The organism is Arthrobacter sp. 2762, from assembly GCF_040548745.1.
Classification (GTDB): Bacteria; Actinomycetota; Actinomycetes; order Actinomycetales; family Micrococcaceae; genus Arthrobacter.
In genome coordinates, this window is sequence record NZ_JBEPSI010000012.1 from 95,784 (window position 1) to 120,508 (window position 24,725).

Annotated in this window: 18 protein-coding genes; 10 read left to right on the top strand and 8 right to left on the bottom strand. The window is 62.1% G+C overall.

The genetic code is table 11. The annotated features are described in order from the left end of the window. The first annotated feature begins 4 nt into the window (after window positions 1-4). Window positions 5-1,006: a M56 family metallopeptidase gene (locus ABIE18_RS19735; protein WP_499724252.1), complete on the top strand. Its 1,002-nt coding sequence runs from the start codon at window positions 5-7 to the stop codon at window positions 1,004-1,006. A gap of 35 nt (window positions 1,007-1,041) precedes the next feature. On the opposite strand, the gene ABIE18_RS19740 is transcribed toward ABIE18_RS19735, so the two are convergent. Continuing rightward, window positions 1,042-1,578, bottom strand: a complete 537-nt coding sequence (locus tag ABIE18_RS19740; RefSeq protein ID WP_499724253.1) for a Chromate resistance protein ChrB — start codon at window positions 1,576-1,578, stop codon at window positions 1,042-1,044. Between the two features lie 34 nt (window positions 1,579-1,612). Here ABIE18_RS19740 and ABIE18_RS19745 point away from each other — a divergent pair, with 34 nt between their 5' ends. Further along, window positions 1,613-2,860: an MFS transporter gene (locus tag ABIE18_RS19745; protein WP_499724254.1), complete on the top strand. Its 1,248-nt coding sequence runs from the start codon at window positions 1,613-1,615 to the stop codon at window positions 2,858-2,860. A 2-nt stretch (window positions 2,861-2,862) separates the two neighbouring features. On the opposite strand, the gene ABIE18_RS19750 is transcribed toward ABIE18_RS19745, so the two are convergent. Continuing rightward, window positions 2,863-4,971, bottom strand: coding sequence for a DNA gyrase/topoisomerase IV subunit B (locus ABIE18_RS19750; protein ID WP_499724255.1), 2,109 nt, complete (start codon window positions 4,969-4,971; stop codon window positions 2,863-2,865). Window positions 4,972-5,191: 220 nt separating this feature from the next. Between ABIE18_RS19750 and ABIE18_RS19755 the strand changes: the two genes are divergently transcribed. Then, entirely contained in the window at window positions 5,192-5,413 is a 222-nt protein-coding gene (locus ABIE18_RS19755; RefSeq protein WP_021473125.1) for a DUF7455 domain-containing protein, read from the top strand. A 205-nt stretch (window positions 5,414-5,618) separates the two neighbouring features. Here the strand turns inward: ABIE18_RS19755 and ABIE18_RS19760 are convergent, their stop codons facing one another. From ABIE18_RS19760 to ABIE18_RS19775, 4 genes are all read right to left on the bottom strand, one after another. Beyond that, window positions 5,619-6,938 carry an RNA polymerase sigma factor gene (locus ABIE18_RS19760; protein WP_499724256.1) on the bottom strand — a complete coding sequence of 440 codons (1,320 nt, stop codon included), beginning with the start codon at window positions 6,936-6,938 and terminating at the stop codon, window positions 5,619-5,621. A 254-nt stretch (window positions 6,939-7,192) separates the two neighbouring features. Further along, a complete protein-coding gene (locus tag ABIE18_RS19765) occupies window positions 7,193-8,458 on the bottom strand; it encodes a DUF4192 domain-containing protein (RefSeq protein ID WP_499724257.1) in 1,266 nt (421 codons plus the stop codon). A 119-nt stretch (window positions 8,459-8,577) separates the two neighbouring features. Next, complete coding sequence (locus tag ABIE18_RS19770; protein ID WP_499724258.1) at window positions 8,578-9,939, bottom strand: MFS transporter; 1,362 nt, start codon at window positions 9,937-9,939, stop codon at window positions 8,578-8,580. A 35-nt stretch (window positions 9,940-9,974) separates the two neighbouring features. Next, on the bottom strand, window positions 9,975-10,913 hold the full coding sequence (locus tag ABIE18_RS19775; protein ID WP_216923036.1) for a proteasome assembly chaperone family protein: 939 nt from the start codon (window positions 10,911-10,913) through the stop codon (window positions 9,975-9,977). 336 nt (window positions 10,914-11,249) lie between these two features. Between ABIE18_RS19775 and ABIE18_RS19780 the strand changes: the two genes are divergently transcribed. From ABIE18_RS19780 to ABIE18_RS19800, 5 genes are all read left to right on the top strand, one after another. Further along, complete coding sequence (locus ABIE18_RS19780) at window positions 11,250-12,773, top strand: leucyl aminopeptidase (protein ID WP_499724259.1); 1,524 nt, start codon at window positions 11,250-11,252, stop codon at window positions 12,771-12,773. 299 nt (window positions 12,774-13,072) lie between these two features. Further along, complete coding sequence (gene lpdA, locus ABIE18_RS19785) at window positions 13,073-14,455, top strand: dihydrolipoyl dehydrogenase (protein WP_499724260.1); 1,383 nt, start codon at window positions 13,073-13,075, stop codon at window positions 14,453-14,455. Window positions 14,456-14,569: 114 nt separating this feature from the next. After that, window positions 14,570-16,339 carry a 2-oxoglutarate dehydrogenase, E2 component, dihydrolipoamide succinyltransferase gene (gene sucB, locus ABIE18_RS19790; RefSeq protein ID WP_499724261.1) on the top strand — a complete coding sequence of 590 codons (1,770 nt, stop codon included), beginning with the start codon at window positions 14,570-14,572 and terminating at the stop codon, window positions 16,337-16,339. Window positions 16,340-16,523: 184 nt separating this feature from the next. Next, window positions 16,524-16,877 (top strand): hypothetical protein, encoded by a 354-nt coding sequence (locus tag ABIE18_RS19795; RefSeq protein WP_499724262.1) that lies wholly within the window; start codon window positions 16,524-16,526, stop codon window positions 16,875-16,877. Between the two features lie 188 nt (window positions 16,878-17,065). Next, the gene (locus tag ABIE18_RS19800) at window positions 17,066-17,494 is read left to right on the top strand and encodes an OsmC family protein (RefSeq protein WP_499724263.1); all 429 of its coding nucleotides are present in this window, start codon (window positions 17,066-17,068) and stop codon (window positions 17,492-17,494) included. 119 nt (window positions 17,495-17,613) lie between these two features. Here the strand turns inward: ABIE18_RS19800 and ABIE18_RS19805 are convergent, their stop codons facing one another. Then, window positions 17,614-21,123, bottom strand: a complete 3,510-nt coding sequence (locus ABIE18_RS19805) for a S41 family peptidase (protein ID WP_499724264.1) — start codon at window positions 21,121-21,123, stop codon at window positions 17,614-17,616. Window positions 21,124-21,220: 97 nt separating this feature from the next. On the opposite strand from ABIE18_RS19805, the gene ABIE18_RS19810 reads away from it, so the two are divergent. After that, the gene (locus ABIE18_RS19810; protein ID WP_499724265.1) at window positions 21,221-22,120 is read left to right on the top strand and encodes a TIGR01777 family oxidoreductase; all 900 of its coding nucleotides are present in this window, start codon (window positions 21,221-21,223) and stop codon (window positions 22,118-22,120) included. Between the two features lie 58 nt (window positions 22,121-22,178). On the opposite strand, the gene ABIE18_RS19815 is transcribed toward ABIE18_RS19810, so the two are convergent. Then, window positions 22,179-23,816, bottom strand: a complete 1,638-nt coding sequence (locus tag ABIE18_RS19815) for a serine/threonine-protein kinase (RefSeq protein WP_499724266.1) — start codon at window positions 23,814-23,816, stop codon at window positions 22,179-22,181. A 148-nt stretch (window positions 23,817-23,964) separates the two neighbouring features. Here ABIE18_RS19815 and lipB point away from each other — a divergent pair, with 148 nt between their 5' ends. Further along, a complete protein-coding gene (lipB, locus tag ABIE18_RS19820; protein WP_224089582.1) occupies window positions 23,965-24,633 on the top strand; it encodes a lipoyl(octanoyl) transferase LipB in 669 nt (222 codons plus the stop codon). Window positions 24,634-24,725 lie beyond the last annotated feature (92 nt).

Genomic DNA, 24,725 nt, shown 5'->3' on the forward strand with positions numbered 1-24,725 from the left:
CAGTATGTTCTGGACCTCATACTTCCTGGCGGTCCTGGCATTGATACTGGCGTGGCCGGTACCCGTTTTGCTTTCTCGCGCGCAATGGCCTGCCCGCTCCCCATTCACCGCAATGGTCCTCTGGCAGGCAATCGCCCTCGCAGGTGGCCTGTCCATGATCGGCGCAATGCTGGTCTACGGACTGGAACCAATCGGCGATAACCTCATCGCGGGGCTCAGGAGCCTGGCCGGCATGGTTTTGAACAACGAGCCAACCACAGCGCTGGGCTTCTGGCACCTCTTCGCCCTGTCTGCGGCCGCACTCTTAACGGCGCACTTGGTGTTCACTCTGCTCTTGACTTACTACAAGATTGAACGCCAACGCAGGCGGCACCGCGAATTACTCACGCTTCTGGCATCACCCTCGGACGACGGCCCGGGCACGGTAGTGATCAACCACGACTCCCCCGTGGCTTACTGCTTGCCCGGCGGCGCACGTTCGGTGACAGTCTTGTCCGACGGCCTCATGGCTGCCTTGGAACCTGCAGAGTTGCGGGCTGTGCTCATCCATGAAAACGCCCACCTTTCCCAGCGTCACGATCTCCTGCTCTGGGCGTTCGCAGCATGGCGGCAGGCTCTCCCCTGGTTCCCCACCACACGGCTTGCCCAGACAGCCGTGAACTCCCTGATCGAAATGCTGGCGGATGACGTCGCGCTCAGGACCGAAAGCAAGGGCACATTGATCAAAGCCATTGCCATAGTCTCCAGCGGGTCCTTAGCGCCAGGGCTGGGCGGCCAGGCATTCAGCCCTCAGGCACTCAGCGGCGGGGGCGCCGTCGTCGAGGGTGGCAGCATCAGCGCCACCGGCGGGGCAGATTCACCGCGCACGACGGCGTCACGCGTCAGCCGCCTTCTCTCACCGCAGCCTCCACTCGCCACGACTCTTCGCGCCCTGGTATTGGCCACCTCAGCCTTGCTCCTCGCCGTACCCACGGGACTCCTTTTCGTCCCGGGATTACTAGGTTAAGGAAGAAAGTTGAGCAGGGGCATGGCGCTGCATCCTTAGGGAAGAGTGGCATCATAGACCAACGACGCGTACCCCTCCAAAGCGGTCACGCAGCGAGCCAGACGCGCGGAAGCTTCACTGGCTTGTGGGAGTCGTAGTACATCCCTGGATTTCAACCCGCGATACCAACGTCGCAAGCGCTCCAGGCTCTGCTCTTCCTCCTCCAACTCTGCGAACGTGAACTTCTTCCGCGAAATCTCCTTGGCTATCTCCTGCTCAAACTTTGCGCAATCCGCCATGAATTCCGCCCACTCCTCAGCGCGGGCGGTTTCGAATGCCGCCCGGAAGGTGTCGGCGCCATCACGAGGCGAAGCATCTATCAACGTCCACTTGCCCTCGCTTTTGGCAACAAGGGAACGGGCCTTGGCCAGCCCGGCGTCAAAAGCGGGGTGGGCCGGAACCAGCCATGTTCCGGGGGACAAGGGAACCGCCCCGGTCCGCCGAAGCTCCCGCCACACGGCAACACGGTGCTTGGAGGGTTGCGATGGCACTTGGACAAGGATCAGCAACCATCCCATTTCGCTATGAGTCACAAGCTTGAATGTAGCAGCTGTTACATTGAGAGGCGTGAACGACGATAAGTCACGCTCGAGTGCAGACATCTCCCCCAGCCGCCGATGGCCCCTCTATGCAGCTGGCTTCACCACCGCTTTTGGAGCCCACGCCGTGGCCGCCGGACTTGGCGCCGAAAGCGCGGACATCGGTTTGAGCCTGCTTGGCCTGGGCGTCCTGTTGGCCCTGTACGACATCGCGGAAGTCTTCCTCAAGCCGGTCTTTGGGGCCGTCAGCGACCGCATCGGGCCAAAACCCGTGATCATCGGAGGGCTCCTGGCCTTCTCCGCCGCGTCCCTGATCGGACTGCGGGCCGATGAACCCGTCATGCTGGCCGCAGCGCGTCTTGGCCAAGGCATGGCTGCTTCGGCATTCTCACCGGCATCTTCTGCCAGCGTTGCCAGGCTGGCGGGCAAACACACGGGACGATACTTTGGCCGTTACGGTTCATGGAAGGGTCTTGGCTATGCGATCGGTCCCCTGTTGGGCGCTGTCGCGATCATCGCAGGCGGGTTCAGTCTGCTCTTCCTCATCCTCTCCTTATTGGGCTTGGCAGTAGCCCTCTGGGCGGCCATCTCGGTGCCGCGCCTGGCTCCCCTGCCCCGACCCAGATACACCATCATTGATGTCTGGAAGCAAAGTACCGAGCGATCATTCCTTGGACCTACCGTGGTCCTGGCGGCCTCGACTGGCGCCTTGGGGGCAGCAGTAGGCTTCCTCCCGGCGTTGGCGGCAAGGGAGGGGCTCGGCACCCCCGGCAGTGTCGCTGTCGTCACGGTATTGGCCTTGGCGTCATCCCTGGTTCAGCCAAGGATCGGACGATTGCGTGATCGGGGAGTCCTCGCCGATCGGTCAGGCATGGTGGCCGGTTTGCTCGCCATAGCCCTCGGCGTACTCATCGCGGGCCTTCTTCCCGGAGCAGTGGCCATGGACGGTGCCCTTTCCATGTACCGCGCCGTGCCGATCTACTGTGCTGCCGTTCTTATCGGCCTGGGAATTGGCATTGCCACCCCGCTGGCCTTCGCGCACTTGGCGGATGCGACTCCCGCTGAACGCCTCGGCCGCACCATGGGTTCGGCCGAACTTGGCCGGGAGCTTGGCGACGCCGGCGGTCCCTTGTTGGTGGGCGGGGTTGCCGTAGCGGCGGGTCTCCCTTGGGGCATGGGTGCCCTGGCTCTGGCCGTAGGAGCAGCGGCCCTTGCGGCACCAGCTTCCGCGGCTTCCGGCTCCGTTGCGAAAACGCGCCGGAACCCGCGGGTCTGAACCTAGGCGTCGATGCGTTCCCGGTCCAGAGTCGCTGCCCCTGCGATGATGAATTCCTTGCGGGGCGCGACGTCAGAACCCATGAGGAGATCGAAAACCTCTTCCGCACGCTGGGCGCTGTCAATGCCCACCTTCCGAAGGGTCCGGTGACGCGGGTCCATGGTGGTCTCGGCGAGCTGTTGCGCGTCCATTTCGCCCAGGCCCTTGTAACGCTGGATGGGCTCCTTGTAGCGCTTGCCCTCCTTGGCCAGGTTGGCCAGGAGAACATGCAGTTCTGCCTCGGAGTACGTATAGATCATCTCGTTGGCCTTCTGGCCCGGGTTGATGACCTCCACGCGGTGCAGGGGCGGAACTGCGGCGAACACCCGGCCCGCCTCGACCATGGGCCGCATGTAGCGGAAGAAGAGCGTCAGCAGCAGCGTGCGGATGTGCGCGCCGTCGACGTCGGCATCTGTCATCAGGATGACCTTGCCGTACCGCGCTGCATCGAGGTCGAAACTCCGGCCTGAGCCTGCGCCGACAACCTGGATGAGTGCAGCACATTCTGCGTTGGAGAGCATGTCCCCTACAGAAGCCTTCTGGACATTAAGGATCTTGCCTCGAATAGGAAGCAGGGCCTGGAAATCCGAAGACCGGGCAAGCTTGGCGGTACCGAGCGCGGAGTCACCCTCAACGATGAAGAGTTCGGATCGCGCCACGTCATCAGTGCGGCAGTCGGCAAGCTTGGTGGGCATCGAGGAGGTTTCCAGTGCGTTCTTTCGGCGCTGGGTCTCCTTGTGCACCCTGGCCGAAATGCGCGACTTCATCTCCGCAACGATCTTTTCCAGCAACAGCGCGGACTGTGCTTTGTCATTGCGGTTGGCAGAGGACAACCTGCTCGAAATTTCCTGCTCCACCACCTTGGCGACGATGGCGCGAACAGCGGACGTGCCAAGGATTTCCTTCGTCTGGCCTTCAAACTGTGGCTCGGCCAAGCGGACGGTGAGAACAGCGGTGAGGCCGGCCAGGACGTCGTCCTTCTCGATTTTGTCGTTGCCCGCCTTCAGCTTCCTGGCGTTCGTTTCCACGGCCTTACGGAAGGTTTTCAGCAGGGCTGCCTCGAAGCCCGCCTGGTGCGTGCCACCCTTGGGGGTTGCGATGATGTTGACGAAGCTGCGCATCGTGGTCTCGTAACCGATCCCCCAACGCAAGGCAATATCGACTTCGCAATCGCGTTCAACTTCGGCGATCTTGCTGTGCCCGTTTTCGTCAAGGACAGGGACCGTTTCCTTGAACTTCCCCGAACCGTGGAGACGCCACACGTCAGTCACTCCGGAGTCGGCCGCGAGGAACTCCACAAATTCCGAAATGCCGCCGTCGTGGTGGAAGACTTCCTCGTGCACGCCGTTCTCACCAGGGGTGCCCGCAAGCTTGCGTTCGTCGCGGACAGTGATCTTCAACCCGGGGACCAGGAACGACGTCTGGCGTGCACGCGAGGCGAGGTCATCGTAAGAGAACTTGGCATCGGGAGTGAAGATCTGGCGGTCGGCCCAGTACCGCACCCTGGTACCCGTGACCCCGCGTTTGGCCTTGCCAACCACGTCCAATACAGAGTCTTCAACGAAGGGCTCAAAGGGAGCGTTGGGGCCGGGCTTGGCGCCGGCATCAATGAAACGTCCCGGCTCACCACGGCGGAAGGACATCTGGTAGGTCTTGCTGCCACGATCGACCTGAACATCCAGCCGGCTCGACAAAGCGTTGACCACGGAAGCGCCAACGCCATGGAGGCCACCGGAGGCCGTGTAAGAACCGCCGCCGAACTTGCCGCCTGCGTGCAGCTTCGTAAAGACAACCTCGACGCCGGAAAGTCCCGTCTTCGGTTCGACGTCTACAGGGATGCCCCTGCCGTCGTCATGGATTTCGACCGAATTGTCTGCATGCAGGATGACCTTGATGTCATGCCCGAAGCCAGCAAGGGCCTCATCAACAGCGTTGTCGATGATCTCCCACAGGCAGTGCATAAGGCCACGGGAGTCGGTGGAACCGATGTACATGCCCGGGCGCTTGCGAACGGCTTCCAGGCCCTCCAGGACAGATAGATGCCGGGCGTTGTATTCAGAACTCGGTGCCACTCGCGGTGTGCTCCTTCGGGGTATATCTCAAGGCAAACACTGCCCATCTTAGGCTAGTCGCGGTCCCCCATCGGCACCGGTTGCCACTCCCGGAAACCGGCATTCTACTTCGTTACGTTACGCACATGTGATACGCGGACAGCGAAAGTGATCCATCCTTGCCATGGTTCTGCTCCGAATACTGGTTATATGGATGTACAGAACTACTAAGGAGGCCGACATGACAACAGCAGTTGCAGACCGCACACTGAACGCAGCTGACCGATGCGATCGTTGCGGGGCTCAAGCATATGTCCGCGTTGTACTCGAGTCCTCCGGCGGTGAGCTGCTGTTTTGCGGCCACCACGCACGCGCAGTTGAGGCCACGCTTCGGCCCCTGACCTCCGACTGGCACGATGAGACCGAGCGCCTCAACGAGAAGGCACCCGTTCCGGTCGATTAGACAGGACTGGCGGTAAGGCTGGACACTCTCCTGCTACATCAGTTCGAGCAAGAACAGGGCTCCTCCCATCCGGGAGGGGCCCTGTTTAGTTGAAGCCAGGATCCCGTTTGTTGAATCGGGGATCGCGGCAAAAGCACGGATGCACCAAACGGAACGGCCCGATCGGATACTCCGACCGGGCCGTTACGGTTTGACAGTGGACCTTTTAGTCCAGGTAGTCCCGCAGAACCTGCGAGCGGGACGGGTGCCGCAGCTTGGACATGGTCTTGGATTCGATCTGGCGGATGCGCTCACGCGTAACGCCGTAGACCTTGCCGATTTCGTCTAAAGTCTTAGGCTGGCCATCGGTCAAGCCAAAGCGCATTGCTACGACTCCGGCCTCGCGCTCGGACAGCGTGTCCAGAACCGAGTGCAGTTGCTCCTGGAGGAGCGTAAAGCTCACGGCATCAGCCGGAACAACAGCTTCAGAATCCTCGATGAGGTCACCGAACTCGGAGTCCCCATCTTCACCCAGCGGCGTGTGGAGCGAAATCGGTTCACGGCCGTACTTCTGGACCTCCACGACCTTCTCAGGCGTCATGTCCAGTTCCAGCGCCAATTCTTCAGGCGTGGGTTCACGGCCCAGGTCCTGAAGCATCTGCCGCTGGACACGGGCGAGCTTGTTGATGACTTCCACCATGTGCACCGGGATGCGGATGGTGCGGGCCTGGTCAGCCATGGCGCGGGTAATGGCCTGGCGGATCCACCACGTTGCATACGTGGAGAATTTGAAGCCCTTGGTGTAGTCGAACTTCTCCACGGCGCGGATGAGGCCCAGGTTGCCTTCCTGGATGAGGTCCAGGAAGAGCATGCCACGGCCGGTGTAGCGCTTGGCCAAGGAAACAACGAGGCGAAGGTTGGCTTCGAGCAGGTGGTTCTTGGCCCGCTTGCCATCGTGGATAACGAATTCAAGTTCACGCTTGAGCTTCGGGTCCATGGAACCGTCGTCGGCGTTGATCTTTTCTTCAGCAAACAGGCCGGCTTCGATGCGAAGCGCCAGATCGACTTCCTGTTCAGCGTTCAGCAGGGCGACCTTACCGATTTGCTTCAGGTAGTCCTTCACGGGGTCAGCCGTAGCACCGGCCGACATGACCTGCTGGACAGGGGCGTCGTCGTCATCGGCGTCCGAGTAGACGAATCCGGACCCGGAGGGCGCTGCCTTGTCTTTGCCTGTTACGGCGCCGTCCTCGACATCGTCGTCTCCGACTTCAACTTCCTCAGCTGCTGCGGGATCGAAATCTTCGTCCTCGACAGCCACTTCTTCGGTGTCGGCCTCGGAGTCCGAAGACTTGTTCGCGGCTTCGGCCGCGGCCTTGGCGCCGGGCTTGGGTCCACGCTTCTTTGGTGCCGGCTTGTCAGAGGTGTCCTCTGAGGCCTTGGTGGCAACACGTGTCGCCGCACGCTTTGCCGAAGTGGCCGCCTTGATTTCCTCAGCGGACAGTTCGGCCTGGGCGGCGGGTTCCTTCTCGACGGAAGACGGGGTCACAGAAAACCTTTCTAGCGGCGGTCTGTGGAATCACCATGCGGGCAACACCACTATGACCCTGTCAAGTCCGCGATCAATTTCAAATGCGATCGCCGTCTGCAGAGTCACTATGTACAACTGCCAACGACACCGTAATGTTCCCGGATTCCGGGCTCATTGCGGGCATTCAAACGCGGACCCAACCGGGTCTCGGCATCCATTGTCTCACGGTTTTACGAATCCCACGCTTGATGAAGCGTAATGGCTACTAATGGCTACCGAAGGGATCCTTTGTAGGTTCCCCATGCGGACTCGGGACGACTTGCCCAGGCGCAGATGCTTCCCTGTCCCAGTATCTCGTCCAGCAATTCGGCGAGCCTGTAGCCGGGGCTGGCCGAATTGGCGCGCATAAGGCAGGCGTGTGCAGAGGACCCACTCCCCTTGCACCAGGCAATCCAGCCTTGCAAGGTCAATGCAGCAGCAGCAACTTCCCCCATTTCTCCTTGGACGCACAGGTACGACAGGACGCGCTGCAGGGCATCAAGCTGCCCCCAGTCAGGAATAGCTGGTTCAGTGCCTAGGAGGACGTCGGCGTAGGCAAAGATGCTCAGCATCCCGTTTGCTTCCAGGGCCTTCCCGGCCCCTTTATGGGTATTACTCGGCGGCAATGCCAGTTCTCCGGCGTCGAAGGGAAGTGGCTCGGAGTCATCGCTACTGCACAATCCGAACGCTGCTGCCCCTGCCTTCGCGGAACCGGTTCCAGCAGCTGCCATGATCATGACAGCGTCCCGCCATCCAGGGACACAGAGGGTCGACCTGAGGAAACCCGCGAGTTGCGGGGTTAGCAAATCTACCGTTTCACTGTCGGGACGGATCCGGGCGTCGTCCAGCACCTGCCGCCACACCTCCAGGACGGCATCAAGGCACCTTCCACTGCGCCATGACGTTCGCATCCTCTTTGCAAAATCTGATTCGGCCTCCGACACTGCGGGATCGAGGGTACCAGGACGTCCAGGAACGGGTGGATTTTGCTTGCTCCTTGGAGAAGCTCCGATGGTGCTGCCTCGATAGACCATCTCCGCGCTGAGCCGGCTGTTCCGGATTTGTTCTATCGGCAGGCCCGGCGCCGGGCAGCACTCCTGATCGGCGCAGAACGCGCCGCGCCAATACTCAGGACCAACCAACCATGCATCCCGGATGGGCAAATCAGCGTGGCCAAGTGTTTCTTGAAGTTCAGCGAGCAGTGGGAGTGTTGTGGTGACTACCATGCCGTCGTCCCAACCGTCGTCGGTGTAAAGGGCAAGCACCACGCCGTCGGCAAGGGTGTCCGCCGCCAAGTAATGACGTACATGCTCCGCAAAATCAGCAAGCGCGCGGCCCCAAGCCCGGGAAGGCAGGTCGACGCGGAGAGCGGCTCCAAGCAATTTCCCCTGCATCGTGATGGCCACAAGGCTGTCCTCGGGCCAATAGCCCAACAAATGCGGGATATAACCCAGGATGTCTTCTGGTTGATGAATGCTCAGCGTCTCTTTGGTGGTCATGCTTCAAGCTTGGGCAACGCCAATGGTTGAAAACAGGGACCATCACGCTTATGTGGATAAAGGTGGCCCCATATGGGCAAACCACCGAAGCTGCCCTTCCCGGAGGATGGTGCTTGCAGTTATCCCTTGTTCCGTTCATCCGACGGTGCACGTGCCGAACGCCGGCGCTCGATCCTTTCGCGGCGCTGCCGTGCCAAGGTTGCAGCCAACGGAGGCACGTGGACGCCCTGCTCGGCCATCTGCAACCGCACCTTCCGCCGGGTCAGCATAATAAGGACCGTCCCGATGCCCAGCAGGACAAACTGGACGCTGAGGGCTACCCGGAACGGATCAAGGCCGTACAAATCCCCGCCTGAGAATCCGCTCGCGTTCAGGACGTCCAGGACCAGGCCAATGAGATAGATCGCCACCAAAGCAGCGATGAACCCGCCCACGTTGACGATCCCTGTCGCGGTACCAATACGGTGGGAAGGATTGAACGTCCGCGCGAAGTCGAAGCCAATCATGGAGCCCGGGCCGCCAACTGCCAACACCACCACCAGGATCACGAGGAGCCACAGTGGCGCCCGGCCAGGAAGGACGAGCACCGCTGCCCAAGCCAGCGCAGTGGACGCAGTGATCAGCAGGACCATGGCTGAGCGGCGCATTGGGTGTTTGGAGACGAACCGCCCAAATCCAGGCCCCGAGACGATGGCGGTTGCCACGAACAAGGCCATCAAAGCTGAGACTGTCCCCGCATCAAGTCCCTGGGCAGAGAGGAGGAACGGATAACCCCATGTCATCGCAAAGAGGTTGCCACTGAACTGGACGGTGAAATGGCTCCACAAGCCAAGTCGGGTGCCTGGCTGCTTCCAAGCGCGTGACAGGGAGACTCCGGTTGCCCGAAGGCCCTGCCCGGTTTCCCGCGGCGGATGCCCGGGAGGCTGGTCCCGCAACAGCACGAGGACCAGGATGACAGCCAGCACGGACATCGCCGCGAGTGACATGAACGCGGGCGTCCAGCCGGCAGAGTGAAGAAGCAAAGCGAAAGGCACCACGCTGAAGAGCTGGCCCAACTGCCCGCACATCCCGGTCAGCTGGGTAACCGCGGGGACCCTGGCCGGGCTGAACCACAATGGAACGAGCCGGATGACGGAGATGAATGTCATGGCGTCACCGGCCCCCACCAGGACACGCCCCAAAACCCCTCCAGGGATGCTATCGGCGAAGGCGAGCTGCAACTGCCCCAGTCCCATCAGGACTGCACCGCCGGCAATCATTACCCGCGATCCAAACCTGTCCACCAGGACGCCCACCGGAATTTGTAAGGCGGCGTAGACGAGCAACTGCAATACGGTGAAAAAGGAGATGGCCGAAGCACTGGCATGGAAGCGTTCTGTTGCTTCCAAACCCGCGACACCAAATGAGGTTCGCTGTGCTACGGCCACCAGGTAGGCAAAGACGCCGATCGTCCAGATGAGCCAGGCGCGGGGAGCAGTCACTCCTCAATTATGCCCGCCAAGGGTTCAAAGCAGATTTATTGAGGCGAGTCTTTACGCGCCAGGTATGCCTCCACTGCCGCTCCGATGTCCTCGGCGTTGGGCAGTTCGTCGTTCTCATCGGCGAGCAACGAACGCCGGACGATGCCCTCGGATTTCTCGTCGTACCGGGCCTCCAGGTTGGCGACTACTGCCTGCACTTCCTCCGAGGCTTCGATCTGTTCGGCAATCTGCCGGCCTACTTCCCGGCCGGCTTCCCGGAGCCGGTCGGTAGGAAGCATCAGGGATGTGGCCGCTCCGAGGTACTCCAGCCCTGCCACCGCCGCTGGGGGATATTCGGCCTCGGCCAGATAGTGGGGCACATGAATGACATAGCCAGCCACATGGCGTTCGGCCTCGGTGAGCCGGAGTTCAAGGATATGGCCAATGGCGGCGGGAACTTCGACCGTTGGCTTCCAACTCGAGATGCCTTCGATGAGTTCGGGCCGGTTGCCGTGAACGGTCACTCCCACTGGCCGCGTATGCGGTACGGGCATGGGAATGGAGTGAATCCACGTCACCAGGTTGACGTCGAGCTTCTCCACGATTCCTACGACGGCACGGGAGAATCGCTCCCACTGCAAGTCGGGTTCGAAGCCGGCGAGCAGCAGGAACGGCTGGCCCAGGCCGTCCGTGAGCTTGTAGAGCGCCAGCTTGGGTGCCTGGTAGTCCTGCAAATGGTCTTCGACGAAGCTGATGTGGGGACGCCGCGAGCGGTAGTCGATGAGCTGGTCGGCGTCGAACATGGCTACGACCTCAGCGTCGAGTTGGTCCAGGAGTTCCGCGTTGATCTGCCTGACCACATGACCGGCATCGGCAAAGCCCGTGAAACCCATGACCATATTCAGCCCCCGGAGTTCCGGGCTGTGGAAAATCTCGATGTTGCTCGCATAGAGCGCCTCGGGGTCCAGGAGGGAGCCGGATATCCGTTCAAACACGGCATGTTCCTTTCGCAGTGGCAAAGTTCGGTGCCCCCACGCACCACTGTTCATGGCGTCGCTGACTCCATGAATGTGGTGTGGGGACTCTGTGTCTCTTTGTACAACGCTGCACGTCCAGTCGGCATTCCTGCCCTTGGTGTGCCGCAGCTCTCATTTAATTGCTGTCAGCAGCCTGCGAGAGACTACGATCGAAACGGGCCGACGTCCTTTTGCGACGCTGGACCTGAAGACCAAGGCCGTCGTCGGAACAGGACGTCGGGCGCGTACCGGGGGCAGGCCCGCCAAACATGCGGCCCCGCCATGCAATGCAGAGAGAAGTGAGGAAACATCCTCGTGGTCAAGACTACTGACATCATCCTCGGCGTGATCGCCAAGGACCTGAAAAAGTCACCCAGCGACGCACTGGTGATCGGAGTTGCCCAGGGCTCGGACGGACCAGTGCTGCTGGAGAACCCGTTGAGTGCCAAGGCCGCCGAATCCGTGGAGGGATCACTGAAGCTCCTTGGAATCTCGGGTGCCCCCGACCAAGCGCACCGCCTTCCGGGTTTGCCGGAGACCGGCTCAGGGATCCTGGTCCTGGCAGGCGTGGGCAAATTGTCCGAGGACGGCACCATCCCTGAAGAAGCGCTGCGCCGGGCGGCCGGTTCCGCGGTCAGGCAACTTGCCGGAGTCCCCTCCGTGACCTTGGCGTTCCCGACGGCGTCCGTCACCGACGTCGCCGCAGTCGCCGAAGGTGCCGCCATGGGCGCCTATTCCTACACCGAACACCGTTCCAGCAAGGACGGGCTCAAGGACCCGGTTGCCAAGGTTCTGATCTTCACCGGCGTTGACGCCAAAGCTGCCCAACCTGCACTTGACCGGGCAACAGTACTGGGCAGGGCCGTCAACGCAACGCGTACGCTCGTGAACCAGCCGCCCAGCCACTTGTACCCCGAGTCATTCGCCGAATCTGCAAAGGAACTCGCAAAGGGTCTTCCCGTAAAGGTGACGGTCTGGGACGAAAAGCGCCTGGAAAAGGAGGGCTTTGGCGGCATCCTCGGCGTCGGCAAGGGTTCAACCCGTCAGCCACGCCTGGTCAAGGTCGAATACGCTCCGGCGAAGGCCACCCGGAAGATCGCGCTCGTTGGCAAGGGCATTACCTTCGACACCGGCGGTATCTCCATTAAGCCCGCCCTCGGCATGGGTGACATGAAGAGCGATATGGCGGGCGCCGCCGTCGTTCTTAATACAGTCCTCGCCATCGCCTCGCTCGGCCTGCCCATCAAGGCGACCGCTTGGCTTTGCATTGCAGAGAACATGCCGTCCGGCGCCGCCCAGCGGCCCGCTGACGTCCTTACTGTCTATGGCGGAAAGACAGTCGAAGTCCTGAACACCGATGCCGAGGGCCGTCTGGTCATGGCCGATGGCCTGGTGGCCGCGAGCTTGGAAAAGCCGGACGCAATCATCGACGTCGCAACACTCACAGGTGCCCAGCTCATCGCGCTCGGATTGCGCACGGCAGGAGTGATGGGTTCCGATTCGGTGACAGCAGCATTGAAGTCCGCCGCTGACAGGGCAGGCGAGCTTGTCTGGCCGATGCCACTGCCCGAGGAACTGCGCCCCAGCTTGGACTCCCAGGTTGCCGACCTTGCCAACATCGGCGAGCGTAACGGCGGAATGATGACAGCCGCCGTCTTCCTGCGTGAATTCGTGGGCAAGAACGGCGACGGCCAGCAAATCCCCTGGGCCCACGTCGACATTGCCGGTCCATCGTTCAACAACGGCAGCCCCTACGGGTACACACCGAAGCAAGGAACCGGATGCACAGTCCGCACCTTGGTGGCCTACGCAGAGGATCTGCTGGCAGCCTCCGCGTAAGCAACCCACTCCACTGCGGTTAAAACGGGCAGTGCGGGTAGGGCGGATGGTTCCGTGCTGCCCGCACAACCCCGGAATTATGCGGCGTGTAGCGCTGTGTCACAAGTGAACGTGAGTCTGGACACAAGCGCTCCACAAACGCCCGTGGAGGGTGGAGCATGGTTAGGTGGTTCGCTAAGGTGAACTCGATAGTCACAAATGCAAGAGAACTTAGGTGCTGGCATAATCACGGCAGAACAAGTTCCAAAGACCCGATGGCACGCAGTCCCGTGTCATCATTCACGCGAGGGAGCGTTTTAGTGGCCGATCAGGCAACTGCGCAAGAATTCGACATCCTGGTACTCGGTGGCGGCAGCGGCGGCTACGCCACGGCTTTGCGGGCCGTACAGCTTGGGTTCACCGTTGGCCTTGTGGAAAAGGCAAAACTCGGCGGAACCTGCCTGCACAACGGCTGTATCCCCACCAAGGCACTCCTGCACTCGGCTGAACTGGCCGATCACGCACGCGATTCCGCCAAGTACGGCGTGAACGTCACGCTCGACGGCATCGACATGTCGGCCGTCAACGCGTACAAGGACGGCATTATTGCCGGCAAGTTCAAGGGCCTCCAGGGACTCATCAAGTCCAAGGGCATCACCGTCATCGAGGGTGAAGGCAAGCTCCAGGGCAACAACACCATCGTCGTGAACGGCACCTCGTACACGGGCAAGAATATTGTCCTGGCAACCGGTTCGTACTCGCGCTCCCTCCCGGGCCTGGAAATCGGCGGCAGGGTCATTACGTCTGACCAGGCCCTCACCATGGACTACATTCCCAAGAGTGCAATCGTCCTGGGCGGCGGAGTCATCGGCGTCGAATTCGCTTCCGTTTGGAAGTCCTTCGGCGTGGACGTCACCATCATCGAAGGCCTGCCCTCCCTGGTTCCCAACGAGGACGCCTCCATCGTCAAGAACCTGGAACGCGCCTTCAAGAAGCGCGGCATCAAGTTCACCACCGGCATCTTCTTCCAGGGCGTGGAACAGAACGACGACGGCGTCAAGGTCACCCTTGTGGACGGCCAGACGTTCGAAGCCGAACTCCTGCTCGTTGCAGTCGGCCGTGGTCCCGTCACCGCCAACCTTGGTTACGAAGAAGCAGGTCTGACCATCGACCGCGGCTTTGTCATTACCAACGAACGCCTCCACACGGGCGTAGGCAACATCTACGCAGTCGGCGACATCGTACCCGGCGTCCAGCTCGCACACCGTGGCTACCAGCAGGGCATTTTCGTTGCCGAGGAAATCGCCGGCCTGAACCCCGCGATCGTCGAAGACATCAACATCCCCAAGGTCACCTACTGCGAGCCTGAAATCGCAACGGTCGGCTACACCGAAAAGGCCGCCAAGGAGAAGTTCGGCGACGACCAAGTGCAGACCCAGGAATACAACCTCGCCGGCAACGGCAAGAGTTCCATCCTCGGTACCGGTGGCCTCGTCAAGCTCGTTCGCCAAAAGGATGGCCCCGTCGTCGGCATCCACATGATCGGCTCCCGCATGGGTGAGCAGATCGGTGAAGCCCAGCTCATCGTGAACTGGGAAGCCTACCCCGAGGACGTGGCCCAGCTGGTGCACGCCCACCCCACCCAGAACGAAAGCCTGGGCGAAGCCCACCTCGCCCTCGCGGGCAAGCCGCTCCACGGCTAAGTCTTTACCCAAGACAAACGGACAGGGTGCATGCGGCGGAATCTGCCGCATGCACCCTGTCCGGACCAGCAGAATTCATCCGCACAAAAGATCAATAAGGAGAACGGGGACGACATGTCTGAATCCGTTAACTTGCCCGCCCTCGGTGAGAGTGTCACCGAAGGAACCGTCACCCGCTGGCTCAAGCAGGTTGGTGACCGGGTAGAGATCGACGAGCCGTTGCTCGAGGTTTCCACCGACAAAGTAGACACCGAAATCCCTTCTCCGATCGCAGGCGTCATCGAAGAAATCCTCGTCGCCGAAGACGAGACTGCAGAGGTTGGCGCCCCCCTGGTACGCATCGGCGACGGCTCCGGCTCCGCCGCACCGGCTGCTGAGGAAGCACCCGCCTCTCAGGAAGCACCCGCTGCTGCCGAGCAGGCTGCTCCCGCCGAACAAGCTCCCGCTGCTCCAGCTGCTGAGGAAACCCAGGCTGAAGCACCTGCCGCCTCCGGTGGCGAAGGCCACGAAGTAACCCTCCCCGCCTTGGGCGAGAGTGTTACCGAAGGCACCGTCACCCGCTGGCTCAAGGCTATTGGCGACACCGTAGAGATGGATGAGCCGCTTCTTGAGGTTTCCACTGACAAGGTCGATACGGAGATTCCTTCCCCGGTTGCAGGCACCCTGCAGGAAATCCGCGTCAACGAAGACGAAACCGCCGAAGTTGGATCGGTTCTGGCTGTCATCGGCTCCGGCGCGGCCGCCCCCGCGGCGGCTCCGGCACCCGCGGCTCCGGCTGCTGCACCCGCTCCCGCTGCCGCTCCGGCACCTGCTGCCGCACCCGCTCCCGCTGCGGCTCCGGCTGCTGCCGCACCGGCTCCCGCCGCCGCACCGGCACCTGCTGCCGCACCGGCACCTGCTGCCGCACCGGCTCCCGCTGCTGCACCGGCAGAAGCCGGCTCGTCCTCCGAGTCGGGCTACGTCACTCCCCTGGTGCGCAAGCTGGCAAACCAGCAGGGCGTGGACATCGCATCCGTGTCCGGCACCGGCGTCGGTGGCCGCATCCGCAAGCAGGATGTCCTTGCCGCTGCCGAAGCCAAGCAAGCCGCCGCAGCAGCGCCGGCCGCGGCTCCTGCTGCAGCTCCTGCCGCCAAGGCTGCGGCACCTGTTGTCGCCTCCTCCCTGCGCGGCACCACCGAAAAGGCTCCGCGTATCCGTCAGGTCATCGCACGCCGCATGCGCGAGTCGCTGGAAGTCTCCACGCAGCTGACCCAGGTGCACGAGGTCGACATGACCAAGATCGCCAAGCTCCGCCTCAAGGCCAAGAACTCGTTCCAGGCCCAGAACGGCGTGAAGTTGACGTTCCTCCCGTTCATCGCCAAGGCTGTGGCAGAAGCATTGAAGCAGCACCCCAAGCTGAACGCTGCCTACGACGAGTCCAAGCAGGAAATCACCTACCACAACGCCGAACACCTGGCCATTGCGGTAGACACCGACAAGGGCCTGCTGGTGCCGGTCATCTCCGACGCCGGCAACCTTAACCTCGCAGGCCTGGCCGGTAAGATTGCCGACGTCGCAGGACGCACCCGCGATGGCAAGATCGGCCCGGATGAGCTGTCCGGCGGTACGTTCAGCATCACCAACATCGGTTCTGTTGGCGCCCTGTTCGACACCCCGATCATCAACCAGCCGCAGGTAGGCATCCTGGGTACGGGAGCAATCGTCAAGCGCGCGGTGGTGGTGGCCGACGAAAACGGCGACGACTCGATTGCCATCCGCTCCATGATGTACCTGTCCCTCACGTACGACCACCGTTTGGTGGACGGCGCGGACGCCGGCCGCTTCCTCCAGACCCTCAAGGCCCGCCTTGAGGAAGGTGCCTTCGAAGCAGATCTTGGTCTCTAAGCCCAAGCGTTAGCAGAGACCCCCTCACGGAGGGCGCTCTGGTCAACCAGGCGGGGCAGGCTCCGGGGAAACCCGGTAGCCTGCCCCGCTTCGTTGTCCCCACACCGTTTTGTCCGCCGCGCTGTTTGCCTACCTAAGCGTGGCTTTGCTACGGGACGTAGAAACAACTGGATAAGCTGGGCCCATGAGTATTCTCTTCAGCATCCTGGTGTTCTTGCACATCGTCGGCGCAGCCATGATTGTGGGCTACTGGATCGCCACCATCAAGACGCCCACCGTCCACCCCCGCCAACGGGACGGCGCATTCCTGCAGCTGCTCACGGGCATTGCCATGATGGGCCTCCTGCCACTGATGCCGGATGCCGATCCCAACTACTTCAAGCTCGGCATCAAGTTCGCCATCGGTGTGGCTGTTGCCGTTCTGGCCGTGATCGGCTCCCGCAAGGTCAAGAACGGCGAACCCGTCTCCACCGGCTTGGCTCACGGCGTTGGCGGACTCGCTCTGGTGAACATCGCCATCGCAACGATCTGGAACTGAACGCACAGGCGAAGTAGCCGATCCGCCCTCGCCGGGCGGGTCGGCTGCTTTGTCCAAGGCCGGCCAAGGGTCACAATCCACTGACAGCGGAATGACAGTGCAGCGCAGCCGGCAAGTCCATAGGATTGATCCCGGTGGCATCCGGCGATGGCTGGTTGCCTACACACAAACGACCCCAAGGAGTGGACATGGCAGCAACACGCACCGCACACACGGTTTGGAACGGCAACCTGATCGAGGGCGCCGGAAACACGACGCTGGATAGCTCAGGCCTGGGCACGTTCGATGTCACCTGGAAGGCACGCACCGAACAGTCCGGTGGCAAGACCAGCCCGGAGGAACTGATCGCGGCAGCCCACTCTGCATGTTTCTCCATGGCTTTCAGCAACACCCTTGCGCAGGCAGGATTTACCGCTGAGGAAATCCAGACCAAAGCCGACGTAACCTTCGTCCCGGGCACCGGAATCACCGGCAGCCACCTGACGATGAGCGCCAGGATCCCGGGCATCTCCGAAGAGGACTTCCGTCGCATCTCCGAAGAAGCAAAGACCGGTTGCCCCGTTTCCGGCGCGCTGGCCAGCATTGACATCACGCTGGACGCGACTCTCGCCTCATAGCGTCGGCCACAACTTCACGCGACAATCAGCAAAGGCCCCGCGGCCTCCCCTTCAGGGAAAGCCGCGGGGCCTTGCTGATTGTCTGCTTACAACAGAGCGAAGCGGATGTCGTAGCGCTGCTAGTCCTCGTGCGGACGGGCGGGCAACGGCGCTGGCCGCACCTGGCGGTAGCCTTCACGCAACGGCGGGCGGTCAGTAGGTAGCTCCTGGATCATCTCCTTGAGGGCACCAATGCCATACTCGAGTTGCGGATCGCTGCCTGCTGCATAGGCGTGCGGCGGGAAGAGCACTTCGATGTCCGGCTCCACCCCACGGTTTTCAACATCCCAGCCGATCCCACCGCCAAACCACGTGGCGTAGCGGGGCTGCGTCACCCCGGTACCGTCGGCCAGCGCAAAGCGGTTGTCAATGCCCACCACGCCGCCCCATGTCCGTACCCCGATGACAGGGCCAATGCCCCTCAGTTTGGACACTTGGGTGATGATGTCGCCATCTGATCCGGCAAATTCGTCTGCCAGGATAATCACTGGACCACGGGGAGCATGGTGGGGGTAAGTCCGCGGCTTCTCGCCACGAGGCATACTCCACCCAGTGACCTTCCGGCCAATGAGCTCGGCCACGAGCTGTGAGGTGTGGCCCCCACGGTTACGCCGTACGTCTACGATCAACCCGTCCAGGGCGGTTTCTGTATCGAGGTCACGATGCAACTGTGCCCAACCATTGGCCATCATGTCCGGGATGTGCAGGTAGCCGAACTTGTCGCCGGATGCCTCACGCACCGTACGCCGGTTGGCCCGGACCCAGTCCTGGTAGCGCAACCGCTCCTCGTCCCGGATGGGGACAACGGCAACGCGGCGCTGGGCACCCGCAGCTCCGCCATGTCCTGGTCCATTCAAGAGTGTCAATTCAACGGTTCGCCCCGCTGCACCCACCAATTGCATGGCAGGCGTCAGCGCAGCGGAAAGCTCGACGCCGTCAATCGCCAGGAGGACGTCACCCACCTTCGCATCCGCGCCGGGACGCGTTAAGGGCGAGGTTGCGAGGGGATCGGAAGACTCTCCAGCCAGGATTCTGGTTATCTCCCAGCCTTTGCTGCCGAGCTGAAACTCCGCGCCAAGCCTGCCTTGGCCATTACGACCAGGTTCAGTCACAGCGGCGGGCCGCACATACGCATGCGAGGTTCCCAGTTCTCCGTGGATCTCCCACAACAGGTCCACGAGGTCCTCATGTGACCCCAGGCGGTCCACGATGGGACGGTAGCGTTTGTAGACGGAATCCCAGTCCTGGCCAGCCATGTCTGGAGCCCAGAAGAAGTCCCTCTGCAAACGCCACGCTTCATCAAAGGCCTGGCCCCAGGCAGCCACGGGGTCCAGGATCACGCGGATCCTGGTCAGGTCCACTTTGACCAGTTCCCCGGATTCCTCGTCCACTTTGCTTTCTGACGGGACTGACATGATCTGCTTATCAAGGACGTAAACAACCCTCTTGCGATCGCCAGACAACCGGTAGCTGTCCACAGCAGCGACGAGGGTGGTTTCCTTGCGCTTGGCAAGGTCAAAGCGCACCAGGGAGGGGGCTGTCTTCTTGTCCTGAACTGTGCCCTTTCCTTCGCCGGTGACACCGGATAGCTCTGTATCAAGCCACAGCAACGCCCCGTCACCGGCAGCGAGACCGGAGTAGTTTCCCTGTGGCACGGGAACCGTAATGACACGGTGTGCAAGGCCTTCGGCGTCCACTCGCACAACTGGCGCGTCGCCGTCGTCGTGCTTTGCTGTCGTGGCCGGCGCGTCCTCAAGGGTGTCCACGGACGGCCCGAAAGGAGACGGCGTATCAGCGGCCAGGGCCAGCATGTACGGCTTGATGGGGCTCGGGAAGGAGAGGTCGAACGAATGGCCGTCATAGACGGGGTCGAAGCTCCTGTTGGACAGGAACGCCAGGAACTTCCCGTCGGGGGTGAACCGGGGTGATTCATCGCAGAAGCGTCCGTCGGTGGCATCGATGATGTCGGCGTCGGATGCCGAGGGCCTTGCCAGGCGAAGTTTGCTGCGGGAACCGAAGGACGTCACTGGCTCAGACCAGGCAAGCCACTGCGAATCAGCGGACCACGACAATTGATCCACGCTGCCTTCGCCAATACTGACCAAACGAGTCAATTCCCCGGAGACAGTGTCGGCCACGAAAACGTCGCCGAAAGCCGTGCCGATGGCCAGCCAACGACCATCGGGGCTGGCCTCCAGTGCGCTCGTCCTTGTAGGTGCAGGGAAATCCACGCGGAGGTCGTCCGCTTGATCATCTCCTGCGGGTGCGACAGGTACCGCCGTTCCCCCCACAGTGTCTGGTGAGGGGTCCGCATGGGCGGCTTCATCGGAGGGTTCCGCCGCCTGGCCCATATTCCCCGATTGGTTGGCTGGCTGGTTGGCGGAGGAACCATGCCCCAGCACGTTGGATGCAGAGACCGGCTTGGGCAGACCGTCGGCTTCACCGGAAACAACAGCGGGTTCCGCGGCCTTCGGCACCTCAACAACTCCGGATAAGCGTGCAGCGATGCGCTTGACGTACAAAGCCTCCACTCCCCCGTGGTCAGCCACATAGGCGATCCGACCATCCGTCAACGGACGCGGAAGGCGGGCCCGGACACCCGGCGTCGCCTCGACCACCCGCGATGGCCCGTCCTTATGGCGGAGCCAGTGGATAGTGCCATGTGACTCCACGGCGCTGGCTGTTCCTGCAACGTTCGGAAATACGTCGCCCAAATACGCAGATGCTTTCAGCGGGGCGGGACGCCGCGCCGGTGACGCAGAACCGAGCGTGATCTCCAGCTTCACAGCTTCAGCATCGGCATCGAGCGAGGGCAGGATCCAAAGTTCACCGGCAGATTCGAAGATAACCCGCTGGCCATCCGTGCTGGCGTGCCGAACATAGAAATCCTCATGGTCCGTGTGGCGGCGCAGTCCTGACCCATCAGGAAGAACGGAGTAGAGGTTTCCGTAGCCTTCGTGGTCCGAAAGGAAGGCGATGCGCCCCTGGATCCACAGCGGGTCAGTCAGGTTGCCCTCAATTTCGGGGATCAAGCGCTCGAACTCACCATTGCCGTCGGCATCGATCCACAACTTGCCGGCCGTGCCACCCCGGTAACGCTTCCACCAAGCCGGCTCCCGGGAAAGGACGCTCGCCAGGACAACGGGCTTCTCGTCACCGATTTCAGGTCCGAAGGCAACGCCCTCCACCGGTCCGAAAGGAAGTTCGACGGCGGCGCCTCCCTCCAGGGGGAGGCTATAGGCGTACGTGTGGCGGCTCTCGGACTGCTGGAACGCGCTGGTCACCAGGACGTTCCCAGCAGGCGTGAAACCCTTGACCCGGGTTGTGGCGTGTCCAAAGTAGCTCAGTTGCTTGTACCCACCACCATCGACGTCCGCGGTGACAACCTCCGGTGACGTACCAACAACTGCAGTCCAGACGAGCCGCTTGCCATCGGGAGTGAAGCGTGGGTTCCTCGCGGGCATTTGCTGGGACGAAACACGCCAGGCCCGGCCACCTGAGGCGGGGGCGATCCAGATGTCGTCTTCGGCCACGAACGTGACCAATTCGCCATGCACATGCGGGAAACGGAGGTAGCTGGAGGAGGTCATTGTTCGATCATAGTCAAGAGGCACGGTGTCAAGAGGAACCCGCCCCGCGCTTCGCACGCTGTTTCTGCCTCATGCTTGGGTCGTGATGAGATGAGTCATGCGAATCGTAATGTCCGGAGCCTCAGGGATGATCGGGACGGCAGTGTCCGAGCACTTGAAAAGTGCAGGTGACGATGTCATCCGCCTGGTGCGGCGGCCTGCAAAGACTCACGACGAAAGGACATGGGATCCAGCCAAGGGAGTCTTGGACGAGACCGTCCTGGACGGCGCGGACGCTGTGGTCAACTTGTCCGGCGCCGGCATAGGCGACCGGCCTTGGACCAGGCGCAGAATTGCTGTCATTCGTGACTCGCGCCTTCAGGCCACCCGGACACTCACTGCGGCCATGCGCCGCCTCGGCCAGCCTTCGTTGTCCTTCGTCAGCCAGTCAGCGTCGGGCTACTACGGCGCCTCCCGGCAAGGCCCGCTCCGCGAGGACTCTGGCCCGGGTGCGGGTGTGCTGGGCTCGCTATGCGTCGAGTGGGAGCAAACTGCCAGAACCGCTCCATCCAGCGTGAGGGTAGTGACACCCCGGACCGGAGTGGTGCTGAGTACTTCCGGCGGTGCGCTCGGACCGTTGCTTCCGCTGCTCAGGATTGGGCTTGGCGGGCCCTTCGGAAACGGGCGACAATTCTGGCCGTGGATCACCCTTGCCGACGAAGCCGCCGCCCTTGCCTTCCTCCTCAAGTCCGATCTGGAAGGTGCGGTCAATGTATGCGCCCCGGAAAGCGCAGACGTCAACACCATCGTCGGGCGGCTCGCGAAAGCGTTCCACCGCCCAGCCTTCGTACGCATCCCCCGGCCCGCCCTCCGGCTTGTCCTTGGCCAGCTTGCTGACGAACTCGTCCTGGCGAACCAAAGAATGGAGCCAGCAAAGCTTGCCGCCGCTGGTTTTCACTGGCAACACCCTGGGCTCGATGAAGCCATGGAGTGGCTGACGAGTAAGCCCTCCAGCTGAACCGGTCCGCACCTCAAACCCCCACCCCATGTCAACGAACGTCCCATGAACAGTACGGCTAACCGGGACCGAGAATCTCCAAGATGCTCCACTGCCCTGCCAATCTGACAAGGACGAGGCGCAATTGCTGGGGCTCCCCGGCGGGCTGGGACTTCACCAAACGATCCGACCGGTCGCGCTCCTCGTAGCCAGAGGTCGTTGCGGTCAGGGCAACGACGGCGCGACCAACCTCGTGTGGACCCAGCACCGATACATTGCTCAAGCTGGTGGTGAGTCCGGCAAAGTGGATACCGTCAGCCCTTAATTGCTGCCCCAACGTCTCATCTGCAGCTTGGGCAGGTGATCCTGCTGCGTTGACGCTTGCAAGCAATTCAAGACGATCCAGCCCCAGCGCCATGTCGCGAACCGCCGATAACGCGTGCACGGCGATGGTCGGATCCTCAGAGCGGAGCGCATCCAAACGCGCGTCCGGAATGGGCTGGGTGGCTTCGGCCGCTTGGGTCGTTGTCCCTGTATTTACCGCGGACGTCGAACCCGACGCGGGCTCCTGGATTCCCAGCCAGAAGGCCCACCCAACCGCACCAACCGACACTCCCGCAGCCACCAGCAAGCCGACCCGAATGCCTATACGTGGCCCCGGCTGCAGCTGAGTTCTCCGCTGCGGTTGCCTCTTTCGCGTTCGACGTTCGGGAGGCGGAGTCATTGCTGTCCGCAAGGGCCGAAGCCGCAACACAGCCCCGGTCAGTGGGCTCCTGCCCAGTGGATTTCTCCGCTGAGGTCGTCCACCGGCCTGCCGGCGCGTGAGCAGCTCCGGAATCACGGAGGAATGGACGGACCCAGCCAGATCCACGGGCTGTGCGGCGGCGCTGCGATAGATAGCTGTTCCCAGCTCCCGGGCGGTGGGACGCCTCCGGGGATCAGGATCCAGTCCCGCCTCAAGGGCAGCGGCGAGCCCTTTGGGGACATCAGGGACCAAGAGAGGCAGTGGCGGGCGGTGCTTGGCGATTTCCGGGGCCATGCCCGTCAAGCAATACCAGCCAAGCGCCGCCAGCGAATAGACATCCCGTTCCGGCTGAAGGGCTTCTCTGGCTCCATCACCGGGCCCGCCCCGGGCGGCAACAGAAGTATCAACGAAGCCGTCAGTGCCGACGTCGAGGCTTTGATTCTCCTCACCCACAACGCCGGCCACACCAAGGTCTGTCACCAGGGGCTTCCCCTGTGCCGTAAACAGTACGTTGCCTGGGGAAATATCCCCGTGGGCCGTTCCCTGGGCATGCAGGTAAGCCAAGACCTGGGCAACAGGGGTCAAAATCGTCACCGCTTCACCGACTCCAAGCTTGCGCCGGCCGCCCACCAGATTTGCAAGGGAACCTCCTGCGGCAAAGTCCATGACGAGCCCAACGCTGCCCGCACCCACGCCAGGCAGCTTCACGACGTCGTGAAGTCGTATGAGGTGCTCATGCTGGAGCCCTGACAGGATCCGCCCCTCACGGAAGCCACGTTCGGAATCTGGTCCCGCCGGGCCACGGGAATCCTCGCCGGGCCCGCCCGTGAGGCACTTGATGGCGAAGCGGGCACCGTCCTTGTCCCTGCTGGCAAGCCAGACTGTCGACGAACCACCACTACCCAGTGGGCGCAATGGCGTGTACCCCGGAATGTGCGGGGCCAAGGGGGCAGGAGCATCCGTAGTTTCCATATCCAAGGTCTACCGGATGATCGGATTTCCCGCAGAAGTTATCCACAGGCAGGCTCAGGTGCGGGCCAGAAAGCTACGCCGACGGATGCGACTGAGAGGTTCACCACAAAATCATGGTGAGTGACCTGCTGGGTCTAAGCTTGAACCCATGACTCTTGAGTTTTCACAACTGGGTCTTGCCCCGGATTTCGTTGATTACGTGCAGGGCTGGGACCTACAGCGCGAGATCCACAACAAAGTTGTTGCCGGCGAGAAAAACAGCACCGTCCTGCTCCTTGAGCACTCCGCCGTCTACACGGCAGGCAAGCTCACCGAGGACCACGAACGCCCCTTTGATGGCACCCCCGTGGTCCCCGTGGATCGTGGTGGGAAGTTAACCTGGCACGGCCCGGGACAACTCATCGCCTATCCGATCCTCAAGCTCAAGAACCGCGCGGGAATCCGGGACTATGTCGAGCGGCTCGAAGCCACCATGATCGCCGTCATGACGGACTACGGAATCCCGGCAGTCACGGTGAAGGGCCGGGCAGGCGTATGGATCCTCGCCGATGACAAGGGACCGGACCGCAAGATTGCCGCGATCGGCATCCGCGTCCTTGACGGTGTCACCATGCATGGTGTTGCCATCAACTGCAGCAACGACCTCGCGCCGTATGCGCAGATCATCGCGTGCGGAATCACTGACGCCAGCGTCACCACCATGTCGCTGGAGACTGGCCGGACCATCAACCCGGCAGACATCGTTGACCGCTTCGTGGAAGAGTTCCGCAAGCATGAAGAAGCACTCGTTTCCACCCCAGAAGGAGCACTCCAGTGACCCTGGCACCTGAAGGCCGTAAGTTGCTGCGTGTTGAGCAGCGTAACTCGGCTGTCCCGGTTGAACGCAAGCCCGAGTGGATCAAGGCCAAG

Bases quoted from the DNA above. Each gene is read 5' to 3' on its own strand.
- ABIE18_RS19735 (WP_499724252.1), top strand. From the start codon at position 5: ATGTTCTGGACCTCATACTTCCTGGCGGTCCTGGCATTGATACTGGCG.
- lipB (WP_224089582.1), top strand. From the start codon at position 23,965: ATGACTCTTGAGTTTTCACAACTGGGTCTTGCCCCGGATTTCGTTGAT.
- ABIE18_RS19810 (WP_499724265.1), top strand. From the start codon at position 21,221: ATGCGAATCGTAATGTCCGGAGCCTCAGGGATGATCGGGACGGCAGTG.
- ABIE18_RS19755 (WP_021473125.1), top strand. From the start codon at position 5,192: ATGACAACAGCAGTTGCAGACCGCACACTGAACGCAGCTGACCGATGC.
- ABIE18_RS19800 (WP_499724263.1), top strand. From the start codon at position 17,066: ATGGCAGCAACACGCACCGCACACACGGTTTGGAACGGCAACCTGATC.
- ABIE18_RS19795 (WP_499724262.1), top strand. From the start codon at position 16,524: ATGAGTATTCTCTTCAGCATCCTGGTGTTCTTGCACATCGTCGGCGCA.
- sucB (WP_499724261.1), top strand. From the start codon at position 14,570: ATGTCTGAATCCGTTAACTTGCCCGCCCTCGGTGAGAGTGTCACCGAA.
- ABIE18_RS19815 (WP_499724266.1), bottom strand. From the start codon at position 23,816: ATGGAAACTACGGATGCTCCTGCCCCCTTGGCCCCGCACATTCCGGGG.
- ABIE18_RS19765 (WP_499724257.1), bottom strand. From the start codon at position 8,458: ATGACCACCAAAGAGACGCTGAGCATTCATCAACCAGAAGACATCCTG.
- ABIE18_RS19805 (WP_499724264.1), bottom strand. From the start codon at position 21,123: ATGACCTCCTCCAGCTACCTCCGTTTCCCGCATGTGCATGGCGAATTG.